At 69.9% G+C, this 23,900-nt stretch carries 19 protein-coding genes and 2 pseudogenes; 16 read left to right on the top strand and 5 right to left on the bottom strand.

The genetic code is table 11. The annotated features are described in order from the left end of the window. The first annotated feature begins 115 nt into the window (after nucleotides 1–115). From OOK40_RS22175 to OOK40_RS22145, 7 genes are all read left to right on the top strand, one after another. A complete protein-coding gene (locus OOK40_RS22175; RefSeq protein WP_266484723.1) occupies nucleotides 116–655 on the top strand; it encodes a hydrogenase maturation protease in 540 nt (179 codons plus the stop codon). After that, nucleotides 652–2,952, top strand: a complete 2,301-nt coding sequence (hypF, locus tag OOK40_RS22170; protein WP_266484721.1) for a carbamoyltransferase HypF — start codon at nucleotides 652–654, stop codon at nucleotides 2,950–2,952. The genes OOK40_RS22175 and hypF overlap by 4 nt, the downstream gene beginning before the upstream one ends. A 5-nt stretch (nucleotides 2,953–2,957) precedes the next feature. Further along, nucleotides 2,958–3,245: a HypC/HybG/HupF family hydrogenase formation chaperone gene (locus tag OOK40_RS22165; protein ID WP_266486493.1), complete on the top strand. Its 288-nt coding sequence runs from the start codon at nucleotides 2,958–2,960 to the stop codon at nucleotides 3,243–3,245. Nucleotides 3,246–3,343: 98 nt separating this feature from the next. Then, a complete protein-coding gene (locus OOK40_RS22160) occupies nucleotides 3,344–6,049 on the top strand; it encodes a bifunctional GNAT family N-acetyltransferase/acetate--CoA ligase family protein (RefSeq protein ID WP_266484718.1) in 2,706 nt (901 codons plus the stop codon). Between the two features lie 14 nt (nucleotides 6,050–6,063). Further along, a complete protein-coding gene (locus OOK40_RS22155) occupies nucleotides 6,064–6,795 on the top strand; it encodes a CBS domain-containing protein (protein WP_266484715.1) in 732 nt (243 codons plus the stop codon). A gap of 13 nt (nucleotides 6,796–6,808) precedes the next feature. Further along, nucleotides 6,809–7,327: a flavodoxin domain-containing protein gene (locus tag OOK40_RS22150; RefSeq protein ID WP_266484712.1), complete on the top strand. Its 519-nt coding sequence runs from the start codon at nucleotides 6,809–6,811 to the stop codon at nucleotides 7,325–7,327. Between the two features lie 211 nt (nucleotides 7,328–7,538). Then, nucleotides 7,539–7,919, top strand: a complete 381-nt coding sequence (locus OOK40_RS22145; protein WP_266484710.1) for a hypothetical protein — start codon at nucleotides 7,539–7,541, stop codon at nucleotides 7,917–7,919. 93 nt (nucleotides 7,920–8,012) lie between these two features. On the opposite strand, the gene OOK40_RS22140 is transcribed toward OOK40_RS22145, so the two are convergent. After that, entirely contained in the window at nucleotides 8,013–8,552 is a 540-nt protein-coding gene (locus tag OOK40_RS22140; RefSeq protein WP_266484706.1) for a flavodoxin domain-containing protein, read from the bottom strand. A gap of 257 nt (nucleotides 8,553–8,809) precedes the next feature. Next, nucleotides 8,810–9,712, bottom strand: a complete 903-nt coding sequence (locus tag OOK40_RS22135) for a universal stress protein (protein WP_266484704.1) — start codon at nucleotides 9,710–9,712, stop codon at nucleotides 8,810–8,812. A gap of 199 nt (nucleotides 9,713–9,911) precedes the next feature. On the opposite strand from OOK40_RS22135, the pseudogene OOK40_RS22130 reads away from it, so the two are divergent. From OOK40_RS22130 to hypE, 8 genes and pseudogenes are all read left to right on the top strand, one after another. Then, nucleotides 9,912–11,050, top strand: a pseudogene (locus tag OOK40_RS22130) (4Fe-4S dicluster domain-containing protein). Beyond that, nucleotides 11,047–11,502, top strand: a complete 456-nt coding sequence (locus OOK40_RS22125; protein ID WP_266484702.1) for a Crp/Fnr family transcriptional regulator — start codon at nucleotides 11,047–11,049, stop codon at nucleotides 11,500–11,502. Before OOK40_RS22130 ends, OOK40_RS22125 begins: the two are co-directional and overlap by 4 nt. Beyond that, complete coding sequence (locus OOK40_RS22120; protein WP_266484700.1) at nucleotides 11,499–12,314, top strand: FAD/NAD(P)-binding protein; 816 nt, start codon at nucleotides 11,499–11,501, stop codon at nucleotides 12,312–12,314. Before OOK40_RS22125 ends, OOK40_RS22120 begins: the two co-directional genes overlap by 4 nt. Before the next feature lies 1 nt (nucleotide 12,315). Then, nucleotides 12,316–13,095 (top strand): oxidoreductase, encoded by a 780-nt coding sequence (locus OOK40_RS22115; RefSeq protein WP_266484698.1) that lies wholly within the window; start codon nucleotides 12,316–12,318, stop codon nucleotides 13,093–13,095. Continuing rightward, nucleotides 13,092–14,459 carry a Ni/Fe hydrogenase subunit alpha gene (locus OOK40_RS22110; RefSeq protein ID WP_266484696.1) on the top strand — a complete coding sequence of 456 codons (1,368 nt, stop codon included), beginning with the start codon at nucleotides 13,092–13,094 and terminating at the stop codon, nucleotides 14,457–14,459. Before OOK40_RS22115 ends, OOK40_RS22110 begins: the two co-directional genes overlap by 4 nt. Before the next feature lie 22 nt (nucleotides 14,460–14,481). Further along, complete coding sequence (locus OOK40_RS22105; protein WP_266484692.1) at nucleotides 14,482–15,168, top strand: CBS domain-containing protein; 687 nt, start codon at nucleotides 14,482–14,484, stop codon at nucleotides 15,166–15,168. After that, a complete protein-coding gene (hypD, locus tag OOK40_RS22100; RefSeq protein WP_266484690.1) occupies nucleotides 15,165–16,271 on the top strand; it encodes a hydrogenase formation protein HypD in 1,107 nt (368 codons plus the stop codon). The genes OOK40_RS22105 and hypD overlap by 4 nt, the downstream gene beginning before the upstream one ends. Next, entirely contained in the window at nucleotides 16,268–17,338 is a 1,071-nt protein-coding gene (gene hypE, locus OOK40_RS22095) for a hydrogenase expression/formation protein HypE (protein WP_323136090.1), read from the top strand. The genes hypD and hypE overlap by 4 nt, the downstream gene beginning before the upstream one ends. A gap of 618 nt (nucleotides 17,339–17,956) precedes the next feature. On the opposite strand, the gene OOK40_RS22090 is transcribed toward hypE, so the two are convergent. The 3 genes and pseudogenes from OOK40_RS22090 to OOK40_RS22080 all read right to left on the bottom strand — a co-directional run bounded on the left by OOK40_RS22090 (nucleotide 17,957) and on the right by OOK40_RS22080 (nucleotide 22,667). Then, on the bottom strand, nucleotides 17,957–18,940 hold the full coding sequence (locus tag OOK40_RS22090) for a hypothetical protein (protein ID WP_266484688.1): 984 nt from the start codon (nucleotides 18,938–18,940) through the stop codon (nucleotides 17,957–17,959). A gap of 149 nt (nucleotides 18,941–19,089) precedes the next feature. Further along, a pseudogene (locus OOK40_RS22085) lies at nucleotides 19,090–19,273 on the bottom strand (IS1380 family transposase); the annotation flags it as partial. Between the two features lie 658 nt (nucleotides 19,274–19,931). Then, the gene (locus OOK40_RS22080) at nucleotides 19,932–22,667 is read right to left on the bottom strand and encodes a CHAT domain-containing protein (protein WP_266484685.1); all 2,736 of its coding nucleotides are present in this window, start codon (nucleotides 22,665–22,667) and stop codon (nucleotides 19,932–19,934) included. Nucleotides 22,668–23,703: 1,036 nt separating this feature from the next. On the opposite strand from OOK40_RS22080, the gene OOK40_RS22075 reads away from it, so the two are divergent. Continuing rightward, the gene (locus OOK40_RS22075) at nucleotides 23,704–23,844 is read left to right on the top strand and encodes a hypothetical protein (protein WP_266484675.1); all 141 of its coding nucleotides are present in this window, start codon (nucleotides 23,704–23,706) and stop codon (nucleotides 23,842–23,844) included. The last annotated feature ends 56 nt before the right edge of the window (nucleotides 23,845–23,900 follow it).

Here is a 23,900-nt window from a genome sequence, read left to right as displayed (position 1 = left end):
GCGCGCGGTCGGGTGCGCAGGGGCCACACAGACCCTTCCTGGGGCCCTTCGGCCCAACGCTCCCCGGCAGGTCCGCACGCAGGCTGGAGGCAAACGCAGCGGAGGGAGAGGAATCATGTCCGGCTCCACGCATTCCGCCCGTATCGCCATCATCGGGGTCGGCAACGAGTTCCGCCACGACGACGGGGTGGCCTGGGCGGTGATCGCCCGGCTGCGGGAGCGGGCTGAGGGCCGTCCCCTGCCCCCGGGAACAGTCCTGTCGGTGTGCGACGGAGATCCGGGCCGACTGATCGGGCTGTGGGAGAACGCGGACCTGGCCGTGGTGCTGGACGCCGCACACGCCCATCCCGGCCACCCGGGGCGGGTGCACCGGCTGGAGCTCGACGCAGCCGAGCAGGGGCAGCCGCGCACGACGAGTTCGCACGGGCTGGGCCTCGGTGAGGCCGTCGAGCTGTCGCGGGCGCTGGGGCGACTGCCCGGCCATCTCGTGGTGTACGCCGTCGAAGTGGCGGACACCTCGCTCGGCACGGGTCTGTCGGAGCCGGTTGCTGCGAGAGTCGAAGCACTCGTCGAGCGGATGGAGGACGAGATCGTCCGCCACCGGGACGCGGCCGCGCGCGGCCTCCGCGATACACACAGCGGAGGCCCACCATGAGCGGCGAGCGCACCGCCCAGCGCATCGAGGTCTTCGGCACGGTCCAGGGTGTGGGTTTCCGCCCGCACGTGCACCGCCTGGCGACCGGCCTGGAGCTGGACGGCTGGGTGCGCAACGCGAACGGCCATGTGGAACTCACCGTTGCCGGGCCGCCGTCCGCACTGCGCGACTTCGTCCACCGGATACGGCGCGACGCGCCCCCGCTGGCTGCTGTACGCCGGATACGGGTGACCGACGTGTCCGGCAGACCCCCGGCGCCCGGAACGGGGTTCACCGTCCGCGGCAGTTCCGCCTCCTCCCCGGACGCGCCCCGCGAAGTCCCACCGGACGCGGCCACATGTGAGGCATGCCTGCGCGAACTGTTCGATCCTGCCGACCGCCGTTACCGCTATCCGTTCATCAACTGCACCGACTGCGGCCCCCGTGCCACGGTCATCGACGATCTCCCGTACGACCGTGTGCGCACCGTCATGCGCGGCTTCCCCCTGTGCCCGCCCTGCGCGGCCCAGTACGCCGATCCCACCGACCGCCGCTTCCATGCAGAGCCCCTGGCGTGCCCCGACTGCGGACCCGTCCTCGCATGGAACGGCCTGGCCGGGGAGGACGCGCTGCGCGCCGCCGTGGCCGCCGTGGCAGCGGGAGGGATCATCGCGATGAAGGGCGTCGGCGGCTACCAGCTGGTGTGCGACGCGGGCAACGCGGCCGCCGTCGCCGAACTCCGCCGCCGCAAGCGGCGTCCCGCGAAGCCGTTCGCGGTGATGGTGCGGGACCGGGCCGCGGTCGAGCGTCTGGCGCGGACCACCCGCTCGGAGCAGGCGGTGCTGACGTCTGCGTCGCGGCCCGTGGTGCTGCTCACCGCCCGTGCGGGGCAGTTGTGTCCCGATGTTCACCCCGGTACCGACAGGATCGGGTTGTTCCTGCCCACCACCGGACTGCATCATCTGCTGCTGCGCGATCTGGACCGGCCGCTCGTCGTCACCAGCGGCAACCGGGCAGAGGAGCCCACCGCCATCGACGACGCCGAGGCCCGCCGGAGCCTGGCGTCGGTCGCCGACGGCTTCCTCACCCACGACCGGCCGATCCGCGCGCGCTACGACGATTCCGTGGCCACCGTCGCCGGGCGCACCGTGCTCACCCTCCGCCGGGCCCGCGGCCTCGCCCCCGCGCCGCTGTCGCTCCCCGTCCCGGCAGCGCTGCCTCTGGTCGCAGCCGGTGCACAGCTCAAGCACACCTTCACCCTCGCCGAGGGCGGGCACGCGCATCTCGGCCCGCATGGCGGCGATCTTGCCGACGCGACGACCCTGGACGCCTTCGCGACCTCGTACACCGATCTCCGGCGCCTCACCGGCATCACCCCGAGCGCCGTCGCCCACGACCTCCACCCGGGGTACCTCTCAACCCAGTGGGCCCACTGCTGGCCGGTCGAGCAGCGCATCGCCGTTCAGCATCACCACGCCCACGTGGCCGCCTGCGCCGCGGAACACGGCGTGCGCGGGCCCTTCATCGGGGTGGCCTACGACGGGCTGGGGCTCGGCGACGACGGCACGTTGTGGGGCGGCGAGATCCTGGTCGCGGACCTGGCCGGCTACCGGCGCGTCGGCCGGTTCGCCACCGCACCCCTGCCGGGCGCCGAGGCGGCGGTGCGCCACCCGTCCCGGATGGCACTGGGCTACCTGTACGGCGCGGAGACGCTCGGTACGCCCCGCCCCGCGCCCTGGCTGACGAAGCCGTTCACCGAACGGCTCGATCCCCGCGAGGTGCGGCTGGTGCGGGCGATGGCCGAACGCGGGATCAACTGTCCGCGCGCCTCCAGCGCGGGCCGGCTGTTCGACGCGGCCGCCGGTCTGCTGGGGTTCGGCGACGAGGTGTCGTACGAAGGCCAGGCAGCCGTCGCACTGGAAGCCGCGGCCGGTGACATCCACACCGACGCGCTGCCGTGGCGGCTGGTTCGCGCGGAGGGCTTGTGGGTCTACGATCCGGTCGCGACCCTGACCGCACTCCTCGAAGAGCTCGCGTCGGGCGTCCCTGTGCCCCGTATCGCCGCCGCCTTCCACACGACCATTGCCGAGGCGACCGCCGCACTCGTCGAGGGCACCGTGGCCGCCGGAGCCCCGCGGACCGTGTGCCTGTCAGGCGGCTGCTTCCAGAACCGGCGGCTGCTCACCGCCGTACGGACGCTGCTGCGCGCCCAGGGTCTGCGCGTACTGGTGGGCAGCGCGGTCCCGGTCAACGACGGCGGCATCAGCTACGGCCAGGCGGCGGTGGCCGCCGCCCGGCTGGCGAAGGCGAAGGGGTGAGCGCGATGTGTCTGGGCATTCCAGGCCGGGTCCTTGAGGTCCACGACTCCGGCGGACTGCGCATGGCGACAGTCGACTTCGGCGGAGTGCGGCGCGAGGTGTGCCTGGAGTACACGCCTGAGGCCGAGGCCGGAACATACGTCATCGTCCATGTCGGCTTCGCGATCACGACCGTCGACGAGGCGGAGGCCGAGCGGACGCTCGGGGTGCTGCGCGCGATGGCGGACGCCGTCACCGGCGAGCTGGGCGAGCCGCTGCCGCAGGCGCCCCGGGACCGACCGGACGCGCCCTGAGGGCCGGTCGGCCCCGCTCAATGGCCCGGCCGACCCCTGCGGCCTGCCGTGCTCCCGCCCGAGTCTGGACGTGGATTCCCCACGAGGAAGGCACGGTCATGACGCAGATCCACAGCCCCGCGAGCAAGGCCCAGCAGGTGCACGCGCTGCTGACGGACGGCACGACAGTGCGGATACGGCAGGCGGAGCCGGACGATCACGACGCCGTCCTGGCCCTGTACGAGGGCATGTCGGCGGAGAATCTGCGGCGGCGCTTCTTCACAGTGAGCCACCTGTCCGCCGAACAGGCGGCCGGCCGGCTCACCCGGCGCGACCGGTCCGGCTACCGCGCTCTGGTCGCGGAAAGCGGCGGGCGGCTCGTCGGACTGGCCGAGTACGACGCCATACCGGAATCGACCACGGCCGAGATCGCACTCACCGTCGCGGACGACTGGCACCACCGGGGACTCGGCACCTTGCTGCTCGAGCATCTCGTCGACGCCGCCCGCCAGGCGGGCATCACCGCCTTCGCGGCCGACGCACTGTCCGAGAACCACGAGATGCTGAAAGTATTCGCCGACCTCGGCCTGCGCACAACCCGGCGCTTCGACGGCCCCGAGGTGCGGTGGACGGTCCAACTGGCCGTGGACGAGGACTACTTGTCGGCAGTCGACAACCGAGGCAGCACCGCGGACGTGGCGAGCCTGAAGCCACTGCTGCGGCCCCGCACGGTCGCCGTCGTCGGCGCGGGCCGCAAGGCGGGCTCGGTCGGCCGGGCCGTGCTGCGCAATCTGCGGACCGGTGGTTTCGCCGGCCGTTTGGACGCGGTCAATCCGCATGCGGACGCGATCGAGTGGGTGAGCTGCCACCGCTCAGTGGCCGAGCTGTCCTTCCCGCCCGATCTCGCCGTGCTCGCCGTCCCCGCGGCCGCCGTACCGCAAGCCGCCGAGGACTGCGGAAAGCTTGGCGCGAGGGCGCTGCTGGTGGTCTCCTCCGGCCTCGACGCCCACCAGGCGGCCGCGCTGCTCGCCACGTGCCGTGCGTACGGGATGCGGCTGGTCGGCCCCAACTGCCTCGGTCTGGCCAACACCGACCCGGATCTGCGGCTGAACGCCACCTTCGCCGCCGACCGCCCCCTGGCGGGTACGGCCGGAGTCGCCGTGCAGTCCGGAGGGGTGGGCATCGCGCTGCTCGACGGGCTGTCCCGGCTCGGCATCGGGGTGTCCACCTTCGTCTCGCTGGGCGACAAGTACGACGTCAGCGGCAACGACATGCTGCAGTGGTGGGAGAGCGACGGTCAGACCGACCTCGCTGTGCTGCACCTTGAATCCTTCGGCAATCCACGCGCGTTCTCGCGAACAGCGCGGCGGGTGGCCCGCACGCTGCCGGTCCTGACCGTGGACGCCGGGCGCTCCGAGGCCGGTCGCCGGGCCGCCGCCTCCCACACCGCGGCGGCAGCCACCCGCACCATGACCCGGCAGGCCCTGTTCACCCAGGCCGGAATCATCGCGACCCGCACGATCGGCGAACTCCTCGACAGTGCAGGGCTGTTGCACTCCCAGCCACTGCCCTGCGGCTCCTCGGTCGCCATCGTCACCAACGCGGGCGGGGCAGGCGTACTGGCCGCCGACGCATGCGCAGAGGCCGGGCTGAGGATTCCCGAGCTCGGCAGCGAACTGGTCGCGGGGCTGCTGGCCGGGCTGCCAGTGGGGGCCTCAGCCACCAATCCCGTCGACGCCACGGCCGCCGTCAGCGAGACGCAACTGCAGGAGTGCGTAGACCGGCTCGCGGCGCACGGAGCCGTCGACGCCGTACTGGTGGTGCTGGTCCCCACCGCGGTCGCCGCGGCGACCGGCGACGATCTCGTCCGGGCCCTGTCCCCCGGCCCGGACCGCCGTCGCTCCCGAACGGTCGCCGCGGTCCTGCCCGCACAGGCGGCACGGGTGGAGCTGCTGCCGACCGCGGGCGGCGGATTTGTACCCGCCTACTCCGATGCGGCGGACGCGGCCCGCGCCCTGGCGCACGCCGTGACCTACGCACGCTGGCGCGCCCGCCCGGAAGGCACGATCCCCGAGCTCGCGGACGTGGACACCGCGGCGGCGAAAGCAACGGCCGACGCTTTCCTCGCCGAACACCCCGAGGGGGGCTGGCTCGCCCCCCGTGCGACGGCCGAACTCCTTGGCCACTACGGCATCCCGCAGATCCGCTGGGAGTGGGCCGAGGACGAAGAGGCCGCCGTCGCCGCTGCGGCACGGCTGGCGGGACCTGATGGGCGGGTCGTGATGAAGGCCCACTGGCCGGGCCTGGTCCACAAGAGCGAACAGCGCGCCGTCCACCTCGATCTTCAGAATGCCTCGCAGGTGCGGGCTGCACACCGCGACCTGGTCACCCGTTTCGGAGACCTGATGACCGGAGTGGTCGTCCAGCCGCTCGCCGAACGCGGCATCGAGCTGTTCACGGGTGTGGTCCAGGACGAAGTCTTCGGCCCGCTGGTCCTGTTCGGCCTGGGCGGTACGGCGACCGAGCTCCTGGCCGATCACGCGGCCCGGCTCGCCCCGCTGACCGACCACGACGTCCACGACCTCATCACCTCGCCGCGCTGCGCGCCGCTGCTCTTCGGCTTCCGCGGCGGCGGCGCCGTCGACCTCGAAGGACTGGAGCAGCTGCTGCTGCGGCTGTCCCGGATGGCCTGTGACCTTCCGCAGCTCGCCGAGGCCGATCTCAATCCCGTGATCGCACGCCCGGGCGGCATCACGGCCCTGGACGTCCGCGTCCGCCTGGTGCCGCGGCAGGCCCGCGACCCGTATCTGCGCCGGCTGCGCTGAGAGGAGCTATGGACATGAAGCACATGAAGATCGGTGGGGTGATGGTCGATGACGTCGTCAAGGTCACGTACGACACTCCGTTCAAGGAAGTGGCCCGGCTGCTCGGCGAGCACCGCATCAGCGGACTGCCGGTGGTCGACGAGGACGAAAAGGTCATCGGGGTGATCTCGGAGACCGACCTGATGGCCCGGCAGGCCGAGGAACCGGCACTGGACGAGCAGGGACGGCCGCACTGGCTCAGCTGGCTGCACATCTCCAAGGGGCATGATGCGGACAAGGCCCATGCGCGTACTGCGGGAACCTTGATGTCCGCGCCTGCCATCACCGTGCGGGCCGAGTCGACCATCGCGGACGCCGCCAGGACCATGGCGCAGCGCCGGATCGAGCGGCTGCCCGTGGTCGATGAGGAGGACCGGCTGGTTGGCATCGTCACCCGCTGGGATCTGCTCCAGGTCTTCCTGCGGCCGGACGAAGAGATCCGCCGCGCGGTGGTGGACGAAGTGATCGTCAACGCCCTCTGGCTCGACCCGGAGACCGTGACGGTCGACGTGAGCGAAGGCGTCGTCACGCTCAGCGGCCAGGTGGAGCGGTGCAGCGACGTACCGATTGCGCTGCGGATGGTCAGTCAGGTGGACGGAGTCGTGGCCGTCGTCGACATGTTGACGTACCGCCTGGACGACTCGCATCTGCGGCCCGACGATCCGGCCGTCTATGGCGTCGGCGAGGAGTGGCTGCGCAGGCACTGAGGAGGTGTCCGGAATGAACGCGAGAATACTCGTCGCGTACGGCACGAAGAACGGATCGACCGCCGAGATCGCCGGCGTCATCGCCGACGCCCTGAAGGAGGAGGGGATGCGCTCCGAGGCGCGCCCCGCCGCAGAGGTCCGCGATGTCTCGGGGTACGACGCGGTGGTGCTCGGCGGCGCCCTGTACGCGGGCCGCTGGCACCGCGACGCCGTTCGCTTCGCCCGCCGCCACGAGCAAGCCCTGGCCGAACGCCCGGTGTGGCTGTTCAGCAGCGGTCCGCTGGACGCCTCGGCGGGCGAACGCGACATCCCTCCGGTGTCGGGTGCTGCCCGGGCGGCGACCCGGCTCGACGCCCGGGAGCACGTCACTTTCGGCGGCCGGCTCGAGGAGGGAGCCCGGGGCTTCGTCGCCCGGATGATCGTCAAGCGGGGGCGAGGCGGTGACTTCCGCGACATGGAGCGGATACGAGCCTGGGCCCGCGGCATTGCCAAGGAAGTCGGCGAAGGGCCCGGGCCGGCGCCGCCGACGTGAGACGCCCCGGATTACGCCCCCGCTCGCCGTCCGTGTCCTCCTTGCGGACGCCGCCAACCATGTCCGCTCGGCTCGGAGTTGTTCCCCGCGCGACTCGCGGCCCTGCTGGGACAGCCAGCATGTCCGCACAAGCCGAAAGAGATCACACCATGACCGATGTCCACCCGCCGTTCCGCCTCGGCCCGGGCGGCAAGGAACCGGAGCCGCAACCGTGATCACCGCACTTGTCGCCGTCTTCCTGATTGCCCACGGCCTTGTCCATCTCGCGGTATGGGCCGGACCGGCCGGACCCGAGCGCCCCATGTCATTCTCGCCGACGCGCTCTTGGGTCCTTGCGGAATCCGGTATGCCGCGGTCGGCGGTCAACGTCTCGGCCGTGTCCCTCGCCGCCGTCACCGCGCTGCTGTACGTCATCGCCGGCGCGGCGGTGGCCGCGCACAGCGGCGGCTGGCCGGATGCCGCCGTCGCCGCGGCTGTGTCCGGCCTGGTCCTCAAGGCGGTTTGGTTCAACCCCTGGCTCCTGGTGGGTGTGCTGCTGGACGCGGGGGTCCTCGCCGCCGTATTCGGCCAATGGCCGACCTCTGTGTACTGAGAGCCCGCGCCGTCCAAGGCAGCGCGCACTCATCCGGTGACAAGGGAATGTGGCACCGGCTTCGGCGCGGCCCCACGGATCGGGTGGGATGAATCAGGCCAGTGCCGCGCCCCAGGCCTTGGCCCGGTCGAGTTCCCCTTCCCGCAGCGGGCCTTCGGTGTCCTCGATGATGAAGCCTTCAGGCTCGGCGGTCAGTTGGAAGCCGTGACTGCGCAGCTTGCGCGCTATCGCGTGTGCGGCGCCGCCGGCCAGACGGAAGTCCGCACGGGTGTCGAAGGCTGCGGCGCGGACACCGTTGCGGGTCTTGGACAGCCCGTGGAACCAATCCCGAACCCCCGGGCCCTCCGCGCCCTCCTCGGGCTCGTGCCGGGATTTCTCCTGGTCACCCTCGCTCTCCTTCTGCTCGGCCTGCAGCCCCATCTTCCGGGTGAGACCGGACGTCATGCCCCGCATATGGGTCGGGCCTCCCACGACGAGCAGGTCGGCCGCCCCGACTCGCTCCGGGTTCGCCTCCTCCACTTTCAAACAGTCGATCTCGGCGTCCGGCCGGGACTCGCGCACACCATCCGCGATCGCCTCGGCGACCTGGCGCGTATTGCCGAACAGGCTCTCGTACACGATCGCGACACGCATCACGTCTCATCTCCTCCAGAACTTCCGGCGTCCGCGGATGCGGAGCGTGCCGTCTCTCCCTCTGCCGCCCGGCAGGCAGTGCGAGCCAGGCCGTGGCGATGGTTGCGGCGGCGTTCATGAGGCCAGAGCCGGTACTTCCCATGTGAGTCCGGGTAGGGCTCCGGGCGCGAGGGCCACATGGCCCGTGACGTGGGTCACCCGGGCCACCTCTCTTCATGGCCGGTCGGCGCAGGGCCGTGGGACTCGCTCAGAGAGCCTCACTCATGAGAGACGATCGCCACGGGGCATCCGGCATGGTGCATGAGCGCGTGGACGACCCGACCGATGTGCGGGCCCATCGAGCCCGGGCGCACCTTGCGGCCCAAGACCAGCAGGCCCGCTCCATGGGCGGCCTCAAGCAGCTGTTGCACAGGCCGGCCCTCCGCCACCAGCTCATGGACCTCCACCGCCGGAAACTTCTCCCGCCACGGACCGAGTGCCGATACGAGGGCCCTCGACGCCTCCGCTCCGGACTCCGCCCGTGCTGTGGCGTCCATGGGGCCCGGCGCGTAGCCCGAGGCGCGCGGAAAGTGCCAGGCGTGGACGGCCTGCAGGGGCGCGTGGCGCCGGGCCGCCTCGTCGAAGGCGAACTCGACGAGCTCACCGCAGGGATGCGACGGATCGATGCCCAGGATCACCGGGCCGTGTGGCGTGAGTGTGGAGGGCCTTCCGTCGGGGCTGGGCACGTAGTGGCCCTCGGCGGCCGTGCCGGTTCGTACGAGCACCACCGGCCGCCGCGCGTGAGCCACGACCGCCTGGGCGACCGAGCCGACCAGGAAGCCGCCGACACCGCTGAGGCCACGACTGCCGAGCACCAGCATCTCGGCGGCCTCCGCCTCGGCGAGCAGACCGACGGGCGCGGGCCGCGCGATCACGTCCGCGCTGATGTCGAGGTGGGGGTGGCACTCGATCAGCTGGTCCATCGCTTGGCGCAGAGTTCGGCGCGCCCTGTCCCTCGGAACTTGAAGCTCCGGCAGGGTCGCGTCGTCACCCGCCATCCCTTCCCAGGCGTGCACAATACGAAGGGGCCGCCCGCGCAGCAGGGCTTCCCTCGCCGCCCAATGCGCGGCGGCCAGGCTCTCGGGGGATCCGTCGATTCCCACGACGACCGGTCGAAGCATGATCCGGGCCTCCTGTCCCGCTCGGCTGTGGACCTCTCTCCCTTCCATCACATAGCGGCGCGGGTTGCGACACAGGGTGCCGAGCTTCCCTTTTGAGGGCCGAAGGACCCAGGCCAAGGGCCGGGCGGCCCGTAGTCGCGGTGCGGCGCCTGCCGGACGCTGAGGGTGTCAGCCTCATAGGTACGTCCAGGGGGACGACATGGATGACAATCCGGCAGTCGCCGTACTCGACAGGACCGGACTCGACGCGCTCATCAGGCTGCTCGTCACGCAGGGGCGCACTGTCGTCGGACCCACGGTCCGGGACGGAGCGGTCGTCCTCGCCGAGCTGGCCTCCGCCGACGAACTGCCCTTCGGGTGGGGCGTCGAGCTGGAGGCCGGTCACTACCGGCTGCGCCCGCGCGAGGACGGGGCGGCCTTCGCGCACAGCGCGGGGCCCCAGTCGTGGAAGACGTTCCTGCACCCGCAGCGGGAGAAGCTGTGGAGCGCGGACCGTGGACCCGACGGTGAGCTGACGGTACAGGCCGAGGAAGTGTCTCCCGCCTCGTATGCATTTCTGGGCGTGCGGCCCTGCGATCTGCGAGCCATCGCGATCCAGGACCGGGTACTGGCCGGCGGCCGGTTCCGCGACGACGGGTACGCGGGGCGGCGGACGGGCACGCTGCTGATCGCCGCCGAGTGCACCGAGCCCGGGTCCACTTGCTTCTGCGCCGCCATGGGCTCCGGGCCCGCAGCCGATGCCGGCTTCGATCTGGCGCTCACCGAGATCGTGGACGGTGCCGGGCATCGTTTCCTCGTACGCACCGGAGTGACGAAGGCGCGGCACTGCTCGCGGACATTCCGAACCAGCCCGCCGACCCGGAGACCGAGACCGCCGCGCGCACCGCCGTCGCCGGAGCCGCAGACCGGATGGGCAGGTCCGTGCCGCCGGTCGACCTGCGGGCGCTGATGGGCGCGAGCCTGGACGCCGAGCGCTGGGACGACGTCGCACAGCGCTGCCTGACCTGCGGAAACTGCACCATGGTGTGCCCGACCTGTTTCTGCACCACCACCGAGGACGTCACCGATCTGACCGGCGACCACGCCGAGCGGTGGCAGCGCTGGGATTCCTGCTTCGACCTCGACTTCTCCTATCTGCACGGCGGGCCGGTCCGCTCCTCCGCGCGCAGCCGCTACCGCCAGTGGCTCACGCACAAAGTCGGCACCTGGCACGACCAGTTCGGCAGTTCCGGCTGCGTGGGCTGCGGCCGCTGCATCGTCTGGTGCCCCGTCGGCATAGACCTCACCGAAGAGATCACGGCGCTCAACGAGGAACTCCAGGAAGAGGCAGGCCGATGAACGCAACCACGATGATGCGGGCGCTGCCCGCCGAGCACCGCAACCAGCTGCTGCGTATCGCGCGCGAGGTCGACTTCCCGCAGGGGACCCGTATCTTCGAGGAAGGACGGCGGGCGGACCGTTTCTGGATCATCCGCTCCGGCACGGTCACCCTCGACATGCATGTGCCGGGCCGCCGGGCAGCTGTCATCGAAAATCTGGGCCTGGGAGAGCTCGTCGGCTGGTCCTGGCTGTTCCCGCCGCACACCTGGCAGTTGGGGGCAGAGGCGATGAGCCCGGTGCGCGCCTACGAGTTCGACGCCACTGCGGTGCGCCTGCTGTGCCAGACCGACACCGAGCTGAGGGCATCGGTCGCCGAGTGGGTGGGGCAGGTGATCGCCCACCGGCTGCAAGCGGCCAGGACCCGGCTGCTCGACCTGTACGCCCCGTACGGCAGCGGCAGTCCGCGATGACCGCGCCCCCCGTCCCGTACCTCGTGGTGCGCCGCCATACCGAGACCGCCGACACCATCACGCTCAGGCTGTCCCCGGTCGGTCCCGACGCGCTGCCCGCCTTCGCACCCGGTCAGTTCGCCATGATGTACGCCTTCGGGATCGGCGAGATCCCGGTTTCGGTGTCCGGCATCCACGGCCCGTCCCTCGAACACACCGTGCGTGCCGTCGGTGCGACCTCTGGGGCATTGCACGCACTGCTGCCCGGGGACCGGGTGGGGCTGCGCGGCCCCTTCGGCACCGGCTGGGAGCTGGAGCGGGCGGCCGGGCATGACGTCCTGGTCGTCGCGGGCGGCATCGGACTGGCTCCGCTGCGGCCGGTGATGGTCGCCGCGCTGGCCGACCCAGGCGCATACGGGCGGCTGAACCTGCTGGTCGGCGCCCGCAGCCCGGACGACGTCATCTTCCGTGAGCAGGTTCGGCACTGGGCGCACCGCGGCGGTCTGCACATGGCCGTGACCGTCGACCGGGCGGGCCGGGACTGGCGCGGCGGAGTCGGGGTCGTGACCACGCTGCTGAACGGCGCCCGCTTCAAGCCCGACCGGGCGACGGCGTTCGTCTGCGGCCCCGAAGTCATGATCCGCGCAACTGCCCGCGAGCTCCTCCACCGCGGGCTGCCCGCCGAACGGATCAGGGTCTCGCTGGAGCGGAACATGCGCTGCGCGACCGGGCACTGCGGACACTGCCAGCTGGGACCCGTCCTGCTGTGCCGCGACGGCCCCGTCCTCGGCTACGACCGTGCCGAACCCCTGCTCACCGTAAGGGAGTTGTGAGATGGATACTGCGATGCTCGCCGCTCCTACCCTGGCGGTCTGGAAACTGGCCTCCTGCGACGGCTGTCAGCTCACCCTGCTGGACTGCGAGGACGAACTCCTCACGCTGGCCGGGCAGGTGGAGATCGCCCACTTCCTCGAGGCATCGAGCGCGGTTCGGCCGGGCCCGTACGACCTCTCCCTCGTCGAGGGCTCGGTGACCACGGCCGCAGACGCCGAACGTGTCCGCGCCATCCGTGCCGAGTCGCGCCGGCTGGTGACGATCGGAGCCTGCGCCACGGCCGGCGGCATCCAGGCCCTGCGCAATTTCGCGGACGTCGAGGAGTTCCGGCGCACTGTCTACGCCCGGCCCGACTACATCGACACGCTGGCCACCTCCACTCCCGTCTCGGCTCATGTGAACGTCGACTTCGAGCTGCGCGGCTGCCCCATCGACCGAGGTCAGCTGCTCGAAGTCATCACCGCCTACCTGGCGGGCCGCAAGCCCGACATCCCCAACCACAGCGTGTGCTTCGCCTGCAAGCGGCGCGGCACGGTCTGCGTCACCGTCGCCCACGGCACGCCCTGCCTGGGGCCGGTCACCCGCGCGGGCTGCGGGGCGATCTGTCCGGCGTACGGGCGCGGCTGCTACGGCTGCTTCGGCCCCTCCGGATCGGTGAACCTGCCCGCCCTGATCCCACTGCTGCACCGCGACGGCATGGATGATCGCGATGTGGAGCGGCTGCTGCGCACCTTCAATGCCGCCGCCTTCGACCGGGAAGCGAAGGAGGCCACGCCGTGACGCACCGTGGATCGAGGGTCCTGCACGTCGGCTCGCTCTCCCGCGTCGAGGGCGAGGGGGCCCTCCACGTACGCATGCAGGAGGGGCGGGTCACCGAGACGCGACTGCAGATCTACGAGCCGCCCCGCTTCTTCGAGGCGTTCCTGCGCGGCCGTGCGTACACCGAACCGCCCGACATCACCGCCCGGGTGTGCGGGATCTGCCCGGTCGCCTACCAGATGAGCGCCTGCCGGGCGATCGAGGACGCCTGCGGGGCCGCGGTCGACGGGCAGTTGGCCGAGCTGCGACGGCTGCTGTACTGCGGCGAGTGGATCGAGAGCCAGGTCCTGCACATCTATCTGCTGCATGCCCCGGACTTCCTCGGCTGCGACGGCGCCATCGACCTGGCCCGTACCCACCGCGCCCACGTCGAGCGCGGACTGCGCCTGAAGCAGACCGGCAACGCCATCCTCGAACTCCTCGGCGGGCGCGCGATCCATCCCGTCAACGTGCGCCTCGGCGGCTTCCACCGGGTGCCTACGAGAGCCGAACTGCGGCCGCTCGCCGAGCGGTTGCGCCGCGCCATGGACGACGCCTGGGACACCGTCCGCTGGGTGGCCGGCTTCGACTTCCCGGACGCCGGCTCCGACAACGTGCTCCTCGCCCTCACCGAGTCCGGCCGTTACGCCATCGACGCGGGCGTCCCGGCGGTGATGCCCGCCCCGAGCACGCACGGGCTCCCCGCGGACAGCATGCGGCGACTGCCGGTTCGTACCTTCCCCGTCCCGGACTTCCCGGACGAGGTCGTCGAACACCAAGTGCCCCACTCGACTGCCCTGCAAGCCACTCTACGCGGAGAGCGCCATCTCACCGGATCGCTCGCCCGCTACGCCATCAACGGCCGACTCCTCACCCCCGTCGCAGTCGAAGCGGCCAGGGCTGCCGGACTTGGCGACCCGCTCGCCGGGGCGGTATGCCGCAACCCCTTCCGCAGCATCCTCGTACGGGCCGTGGAGACGCTGTACGCCGTCGAGGAGGCACTGCGGATCATCGAGGCGTACGAGCCCCCGCCCCGTCCGCACATCGAGGTGGCCCCCCGTGCGGGCACCGGTCATGGTGCCACCGAGGCGCCCCGGGGCCTGCTCTACCACCGCTATGTCCTGGATGCCGAAGGCACCGTCACCGACGCCAGGCTCGTCCCGCCCACCGCCCAGAACCAGGCCGCGATCGAGGAGGACCTGCGCCGCCTGGTCCAGGACGAGACCGACCGGGGCGGGGGCACCGACGCCGAGCTCACCGCACTGTGCGAGCGGGCCATCCGCAACCACGACCCTTGCATCTCCTGCTCGACCCACTTCCTCGACCTGACCATCCATCGCAGCTGACCGACCGGACCAGGAGGGCACCATGCACGGCACCCCGCACATCGTGAGCGATGTGATGACCCACACTGTTGTCGCCGTCAGCCGCGAGGCGACGTTCAAGGAAATCGTGCAGACCATGGAGCGGTGGAAGGTCAGCGCCCTTCCGGTCCTGGAAGGCGAGGGCCGGGTCATCGGCGTCGTGTCCGAGGCCGATCTGCTGCCCAAGGAGGAGTTCCGGGAGAGCGACGCGGACCGCTACACCCAGCTGCGGCGACTGCCCGATCTCGCCAAGGCCGGAGCAGTGACGGCCGAGGAACTGATGTCCGCCCCCGCCGTCACCACCCACCCGGGCGCGACCCTCCCACAGGCTGCACGGGTCATGGCGCAGCGCAAGGTCAAGCGACTGCCCGTCGTCAACGACATAGGCATGCTCGAGGGGATCGTCAGCCGCGCCGACCTGCTGAAGGTCTTCCTGCGGGACGACAAGGACATCGCCGAAGAGGTCCGCAAGGACGTGGTGGCTCTCCTGTTCCCCACGCAGTCGGAACCCGTCCGGGTAAAGGTGCAGGAAGGCGTGGTGACCCTCACGGGACGCATCCGCGACACCGCCCTCGTACCCGTTGCAGCCCGCCTGGTGCAGGCCGTCGAGGGTGTGGTGGATGTCGAGTTCGACCTGACAAGTCCGCACCGGCACCCCGACGCGGCCGAGGGCGCACAGGCTTCGTCATGAAGTACCTCGACGAGTACCGCGATCCGGCTCTCGCCCGGCAGCTGCTGGACGAACTGCACCGGGCCGCGACCGCGCCCTGGCAGATCATGGAGGTGTGCGGCGGGCAGACCCACACCCTCGTCCGCCAGGGCATCGACGAACTGCTGCCGGCCGGCATCCGGATGGTGCACGGGCCCGGCTGCCCCGTGTGCGTCACCCCGCTGGAGACTCTGGACCGGGCCATGGCCGTCGCCGCCCGCCCCGGAGTGATCCTCACCAGCTTCGGGGACATGCTGCGCGTCCCCGGCAGCAGCACCGACCTCCTCTCGCTGCGCGCCAGGGGCGCGGACGTCCGGGTCGTCTACACACCCATGGACGCCGTACGCCTGGCCGCCGAACTCCCCGACCGCGAGGTCGTCTTCCTCGCCGTCGGCTTCGAAACCACCGCACCGGCCAACGCCATGGCCGTGCTGCATGCCTCCCGCCTGGGCCTTGCCAACTTCAGCATGCTGGTGAGCCATGTCCTCGTACCTCCGGCCATGACGGCTCTACTGGAGTCGCCGGACTGCGAGGTTCAGGCCTTCCTCGCCGCCGGACACGTGTGCGCGGTCATGGGCTGGACGGAGTACGAACCCATAGCCGACCGCTACCGGGTCCCGATCGTGGTCACCGGCTTCGAGCCTCTCGATCTGCTGGAGGGCATCCTCATGGCCGTCCAACAGCTGGAGCGCGGGAGGCACACAGTGGAGAACCAATACGTACGGGCGGTACGCCGCTCCGGCAACACCGAGGCCCAGAACGTCCTGCGCCGGGTCTTCCAGGTCACCGACCGGTCCTGGCGCGGCATCGGCACCCTGCCCGCCAGCGGTCTCGAACTCACGGAGGAATTCGCAGAATTCGACGCGGCACGGCGCTACGACGTCGGCGGGCTGCGCCCCGAGGAGCACCCCGAGTGCATCGCGGGCGCCATCCTCACCGGCGCCAAGCTGCCCACCGACTGCACGGCGTACGGCGTGCGCTGCACACCCCGCCATCCGCTCGGCGCGCCCATGGTCTCCGCCGAGGGAACCTGCGCCGCCTTCCACGCGGCGGGCCGAACGAGGCTGGCAAGGAGTCCGGCATGACCTCCGAGACGAACCCCGACATGAACCGCCTCAACTGCCCTGTCCCGTACGCGGAGAGCGAGCGCGTACTCCTCGGCCACGGCGCCGGGGGACGGCTGACTGCCGAACTGCTGGAGGACCTGGTCCTGCCCGCCCTCCAAGGACCGCAGGAGCAGCCGGAGCCGCTGGAAGACGCAGCACTGCTCCCTGATCACCCCGAACTCGTGGTGAGTACGGACAGTTTCGTAGTGAGCCCGCTGTTCTTCCCCGGCGGTGACATCGGTTCACTCGCTGTGCACGGTACGGTCAACGACCTGGCGATGCGCGGCGCCTGGCCCATCGCACTGTCGGTCGCGCTGATCGTCGAAGAGGGCCTTGAACTCTCCGAACTCCGCTCCGTACTCACCTCCTTGGGCAAGGCGGCCCGCGAAGCGGGGGTCCCGGTCATCACCGGGGACACCAAGGTCGTCGGCCGGGGCGCCGCGGACAAGATCTTCATCAACACCACGGGGGTCGGCCGCGTCCTCTCGGCCCTGCGCCCCTCCGCCGCCCTCGCCCAACCCGGTGACGCGATCCTGCTCTCCGGCCCCATCGGGCTGCACGGCACCACGGTGCTCAGCACCCGTGAGGGGCTCGGCTTCGAAGCCGACATCGCCTCCGACTCGCAACCCCTTCACCGGCTCGTACGCGCCATGGCCCGCCTCGGCAGCGAGGTCCACACATTGCGCGACCCGACCAGGGGAGGACTGGCCGCGGCGCTCAACGAGATCGCCCGGGATGCACGGATCGCCGTCGAGATCGAGGAGAGCGCCCTCCCCGTGCCGACGCCCGTGGCAGCCGCCTGCGATCTGCTCGGCCTGGACCCCCTGGTGGTGGCGAACGAGGGCTGCCTGGTCGCCTTCGTCGCACCAGCGGCCGCCGACGAGGCGCTGGCCCTCATGCGGACCCAGCCGGAGGGCTCGGGAGCAGTACGCATCGGGCAGGTACCGCGCGAGGGGCAGGCCGGCCGAGTGGTCATCCGGACCCTGGTCGGCGCCCGCCGAGTGGTGGACATGCCGCTGGGCGAACTGCTCCCGCGGATCTGCTGAGACCAGCCACCCGCAGCGCGGGCGAGACTGACGCAGTACGGCCACAGGGGGCGGCCGGTCACGTAACCACCGCCTCCCGCGCCCGGGTGCCTGCGCCACGACGCCCCGAGGCTCAACTGTGCTGAGGGCGTGCGATTGTGGCGCCTCGCGGCGCCTTTTGAGGTGGTCGTGGGCGTCGGCGAGCTCGACGGTGAGGAGGATGCTGCCGCAGCTGTCGGGATAGTGGCCGGCCAGCACGTCGCTGGGCATGTTTGTCGCAGCCGCTGTGACCACAGCCGCTAAGTGTCCCCAGCCCACCCCATTGACCTGTGCTTTTGCCAATCAGTTTCAGCATCATGCGGAGCTGTCTACCGAGGGGACGAGGCACTGCATGGCAGTGACCTGAGCGGGGCAGGGCGGAGGGCTCCGCGACGTGCTCACACGAGCGGCCTCGTCGGTAATCGAGCGACCGCGGACGCGCTTTCGAGGGAATGATCCAGCGGCGGTCTGGGAATAAGTCGGGAGCGACGTCGTGGTTGGGGGTGCGCTTCTTCAGGCAGCCGGAGGGGGGAGAGGCATCTTCCTCGGTGCAGCGGCCGGACGGGCTGGAGGGCCTGTACAGATGTGCCAAGAGTCCTCTCACCTACGCGCACTCGGCCTCTCCCGGTCAGCCGTTGCGGGACTGAGCGCTGAGAGCCCACCGCATCGGGACGCCTCCCTGAAGCGCGCCGCAAAGGGTTCCGCTGCGCCTACGGCTGCTGCCGCGGTGTCGGTGTCCTGAAGCAACAGGCCCTGGGTCAGACAGAGTTCGGCGAAGTCAGCAGGTGCGTCGCAACCCTGCAGCCCCCGTTCGGCGTCGTCGGCAAGCTGTTGCGCGGTGTCTCGGTCGCCGCATGCCAGGGCCGCCGCGACGGCAGCGGCGACCAGGCCGGTGCCACGGGCCCAGGCCCGCGTCCGGCGCAGATCCTCAACCGCCGGCTCAGCCGTGGACCAGGCATCCTTCGGATTGTTATGTGCCAGGAGCACGGAGACGATCGCAGCGACTGCCCTGAGCGACGCGGTTACCGTGAATTCCGTGTCCCGGGCCGCGGCGACGAAGCCGAAGTGCTCCAGGGCCCGGGCCCACTGGCCTCTGGCAGTGGCCAGCAGTCCGGAAGCCATGTGCCACTCCTCGTCCGCCATTGCGAGATCGGGGAACTCCCTTCCGATCTCGCGCATACGTGCCTCCAGGCCACTCCAGTGACAGGCCAGTGCATCGAGCCGCAGCCGGTTGATCAGGACGTAGCCTTCGATTTTCGGCGCACGAGCCCGCCTGCTGAGGTCCATGCTCTCCGTCAGCAACTCGACGGCTTTCTTGTCATGCCCAAGTTCGATGGCGAGGTCGCCGACGTTGTAGAGGGCTCGCACGCTGTGTCGCAGGACTTCCAGGTCGTCGGAGTGCCGAGGCAGTTCATCGAGAAGTGCCCATACGGTGGGGTCCCCCTCCCGGGCCAGGAGGTTGAGGCGAGCGGCGCGGACCGCGGCCTCGCCGGCCTCGTCACAGCCGCCCTGCTGGACAGTTCGCTCGGCGCGCTCCAGCCAGGTCCAGCCTTTCCTCTTCACGTCGATCGCCAGGGCGACCATGGCGCGCACCGCCCGTGACGGGCGGGTGGCCAGTTCACCGACAGCCCTTTCGATCTCGCGGGAGCCGGCCTCGATCTTTCGTGATTGGCCGTCAGCTTCGGTGGGTGGCCGATTTCCGTTCAGGGTCGTGGTGCGGGCAGGCCATGCTCGGCCCGCAGCATCGCGACATCAGCCAGGCAGTCCCCACCCATGGCCACGGCGAGCGCGACATCCAGCAGGATCTTCCACCGCCTGGGGCTCGCGCCAGGATGCGAGTGCCTGGGACATCGCCGCATCCCGCCCAGTCCTGCGGGCCGTTTCCACCAGCAGGACGGCACCGGCCTGCGAGACCATCCCGCGAGCATCGCCCTCGACGCGGGCATGCGGGTACGACCCGATACTCTTCTTCACCTGAGGAGTGCAGCTTTCCTGACGACGAACAGGACCCCAGACAAGTCCCATCGTCCCAGGGGCACTCCTCGCTTATTTGATCACACCCCGGACACGCACACTCGCGAAAGCGCGAGGTTAATGACGTCGTGAATCCTGATGCTGCTGCCATTCATCAAGCTCTGATCGCCACCGACGATGCTGCTGGTCGTAGTGCAGCGGTCCCGTCCGAAACGTTGACAGGTCGAGTGAGACCAACTCCCTGTACGCATCGATTGGCAGGTCGGACTCCAGCACAACCTGAATCCGGGTCGCAGCGTCCTGCAGTACCAGAACGGGCGGAGGCGCTGGTGCCTCGCGCCGGACCTTGAGCGTTCGGCCAATCAGCCTTTGGAGGCTCCGGGAAGGCTCTTCAGCCAACGCGGATCCGAGAGTGCTGAGGAAGGCATGCAGAGGTAGCGCAACGAGTACCAGCCACGACAGTTCCCCTGCCCCACGGTGCGTCGGAACCGTTCGGGCACGGGCAACAACGCCGAGGACGCCGAATGCCTCGATGATCGCCTGTTCCTGTTCGGGTGTGACCTCGGTGGTAACGAGAATCTGCGCAGGGAGCGGACCGGGCTTACTCATCGTTCCCGTCCTTGTACAGGGCCCAGATCCGTGCCGTGTTGTCAGCGCTCCCGGTGGCCAACCATTGGCCGTCCGGGCTGAACGCCACGTCCCTGACCGTCTTGTCGTGAGTCACCTTGGTGAGTTCCTGTCCGCTGGTGGTGTCCCAGATTCGCGCCGTGTTGTCAGCGCTCCCGGTGGCCAACCATTGGCCGTCCGGGCTGAACGCCACCCGCCAGACCTCCTTGTCGTGGGTCAGCTTCGTGAGTTCCTGTCCGCTGGTGGTGTCCCAGATTCGCGCCGTGTTGTCAGCGCTCCCGGTGGCCAACCAGCGGCCGTCCGGGCTGAACGCCACCCCCTGCACGTTGTTCTCGTGGGGCACCTTGATGAGTTCTTGGCCGCTGGTGGTGTCCCAGATCCGTGCCGTGTGGTCCAAACTACCGGCGGTGGCCAACCAGCGGCCGTCCGGGCTGAACACCACCACTTCCACCAAGTGAAGCCGATCCCCGCGTATGTGTAGAAGTTGCTGGCCGCTGGTGGTGTCCCAGATGCGTGCCGTGTTGCGCAGACCACATGTGGCCAGCTGGCGGCCGTCGGGGCTGAAAGCCAATGCGTCGACTTCGCTCAAAACACCGTCATGCACCAGGCGAAGGTGCTCCTCTGCGTTTGCCGCATCCCAAATCCAGGCCGTGTTCGTGCCTGAACACGTGGCTAGCCATCGGCCATCAGGACTGAATGCAACCGCGTTGACCCAGCCGAGTAGACCCTTGTGTGGCACCCGCAAAAGCTCCTGTCCGCTTGTGGTGTCCCAGAGGCAGACGGTCTTGTCGTGGCCACCAGTTGCTAACCAGCGGCCATCTGGGCTGAAAGCCACTGCACCTACGGTCTTTGCATGACGTACCACCAGTAGGGCGCGCGGTGCGCGGGCTGGAGGAGACGGGCTCTGGGCCAGGGGCGGGGGGCCGGTAACTTCTTGACGGGCCCGGGCTACCAACATCGCGGTGTCCCGATAGTCGGGATCAAGCCGCATGACCTGCTCGAGCTTGTCCAATGCCTGCTGCCACGTGCCCGCCTGCAACAATCTGACCCCCTCGTCATAGTCGGTGGCGGGTTGCGTGGCCTGGTGAGCTTTGGCGAACTCGACGCGCGCTGACGTGACCAGCCCATCGGGGTCATCGACGTTCGGGTCCAGGGCGCGCGTGCGATCAGCGATCCTGAGCACGGCTTCCCACTGCCCGGCCTGGTACAGCCTGCGTATCTCGCTGTGCAATTGGGCGAGCTGCTGCTGGCGGCGCGCGTTCTCCAGCCGCACGCGGGCGTCCAGGTATCCGGCATCGGCGTCAGCAACGATTCCATACCCAGCAACGGCTCGCTCCCAATCGCCAGTGTCAGCGGCCGCGGTGGCTTCTGCGTAGCAGTTCGCTAACTGCTGCTGGCGGCGGGCGTGTTCTAGCTTGCCCGTGGCGTCAGAGTGGTCCGGCTGATGGGCGAGGACTTGACGCAGTAGCTCTACTGCGTGGTCCCACCGTTCGGTCCAGTACGCCGCCAGCGCCTGGTTGTACAGCGACTCCGCTTCGGGTGTACCCGTCGGCTCTCGGGGGTGGTGAGACGGTGACGACGATGTCGCCGGGGCACGCCAGGATGGGGCGGGGGTAGCGTCGAAGACGCGACCGTCTGGTGCGCGCAGGTACAGCACCGGGGTGCCCCACTCCAGGGTGTCCTTCTTGGCGCGCCGCAACGCCCGCCGGGCGCGCATGACGCTGGCATCTACCGGCAATCGCTTGGCCACGTACTGGTAAAAAGTCTGCGCGAACCGGATTGCGGCTGGGTCGCTAATCGCGAACTGCATGGCCACCACGGCCGGAATACCCCGGCGGACCAGCGCGCCAGCGGTGCTGGAGAACACGTCCAGGGCGCTGCCCCGCCCGGTGTCACAGGCGTTGAGCACCACCAGCCGCAGCGTGAAGTGATCACCCAGTAGCCGACTCAGGTCATCGGCGCCGATGGAGTCGGTGCGACCATGCTCGCCGACAAGAGCGATGGTGCCCTCGTCGCTGTCTGGGTCGTAGCCGCCATGGCCAACGAAATGGAAGGCGTGCCAGGGACCGTGGTCCAGGGCATCTTCCAAGTCGCCATACGTTTGTCCGTCCACCCATGCGAGCTGGACCAAGCCGTCGCGTTCCAACCCTGCCAGTGCGGCGCGCAGCCGCCGCTGCTCGTCGTCAACCTCCAGCGCGTCCTGGTCCCCAGGGCGGGCCACCATTCCGAGGACCCGCAACGGCGCGGCGACCTGCAGCGGCTGCAGTGGGGCCATCACCTGAGGATAGCGAACCAGAGGGAGGCTCAGGCCCAGGTAGTCCTGTCGACCCGAGTCGAAGAGGAACTCCCACGGTAGCCGGGCCAGTTCCGGCGGGCGGATGCGCAGCACCAGCCGCAGAACCGCCCCTTCTTCGCGAGCCCGCTGGGCGCTAGCCACATACAAGGCGCGGACGTCACCGGAAATCAGGGAGTCAAACAATTGCCGACCAAGCAACTGCACCGGTTCCTCGTCGCCGGTGGCTACACGGCGCGCAATCGCAGAGGATGCGAGCACCGCCTCGTTGATCACGGCAAGCTGATGATCCAGTTCCTTAATCTCCAGTGGTAGACCCATGCTGGTGGCAGCGTCCCCGCCGGGCGCGCGAGCAGAAACCGGGTACCTACAGCCGGCGCCAGCGTTGATCTCCAGTTCAAAATCGAGCATCTGCATGCTCGCCCCCTAGCCGGCCATCCCCGCGCACGTTGCACGGCCCGTGCCCCATCGTACGGAACCACCGATCAGCCAGCACACAGTTCGCACACACAGCGATACGGGCTGACACCGGAAACCAATGCCGTCATAGCCCGCCGCACGCAGAAGCCCCGCCGGTGCATTCCGGCGGGGCTTCCTCGTCTCACGCGCTCTCACGCGCTCTCACACGAGTCTCACCGACTGTGCGGGCTCCCCCGGACCATGAGGCCCTGACCTGGCATTAAGCTCCCGTCCTGGACCGGCCGGACGCCCCTGGACAGTCGTTATGACCTGTGCCAAGTGGGACCGTCCCGTCAGTGCGCTTGGCCACCGCCTGCGGCCACGGCCAGCGGACGTCGCCCTGCAGTAACAGCGTGCAGGGCAGTGTTGGCCGCCGGTGCCACTGCCTGGCCGGAAGTACGAGCAGTTCCCGCAGAGCCCGACCGCTGGCTACCACCAGGCGGCCGCCCCGGGCAAAGCAGGATCCGGACCATTCCCGGGCCAACGAATCTGCACTGGGAGCTACTGCCGACGGGAAATCAGATCAGCGGGCAACCGACCGATTCGACGCCGGCGTGAATCCCGAGCGCTGAGGCGACCGGCCTGGGTCTCGACCCGTTACATCCCAGCAGACCGGTCGCCGAACGTGTCGTGGAGGTAAGGGCCCTGAACTCCCTCCATGACGATCACCTCACGCACCGCGACCTGCTGCTGCAGGTCGCCGCACTCCACCAGACCTTCCGCACCCGATCCACGTAACGGGCCTACTGCTTATAGATACGAACGCCGCCTCGAACCAGAGCCGAGCGGTCTGCTAGAGATGACCGGGTCGTGTCCCGCGTCGTGGTGTAGGCGATCCAGCGTTGCGGATTCCGGTACGAGGCCGCTGACGATCTCCGCAGACGCGGCGGTCCACGAGGCGCCCTGCTGAGGCACCCGTCCGCCGCGGAGCCACCGTCCCCGACCTGCGGATTCCGATGCTTTGATCGGCTACACCCCTCGGCGGGACGCCATCATGACCGGCCGCGAAGCCCTGAGCGCGGAACTGAACCCGCTCCGCATCGACGTCTCCAAACACTTGGTGGAGCACCACCACCGACTGCTGCGCGAGATCGGCGCGACTCACTTGCAGATCAAGGTGGACATCGAGACATGACCGGCGAGGCCTGGAACGCACCGGAGGGCTCAATTGATCATGGTGCGAACTATCCT

Source organism: Streptomyces sp. NBC_01481, from assembly GCF_026339995.1.
Taxonomy (GTDB): domain Bacteria; phylum Actinomycetota; class Actinomycetes; order Streptomycetales; family Streptomycetaceae; genus Streptomyces.
This window is presented reverse-complemented; position numbering and strand designations above follow the sequence as displayed.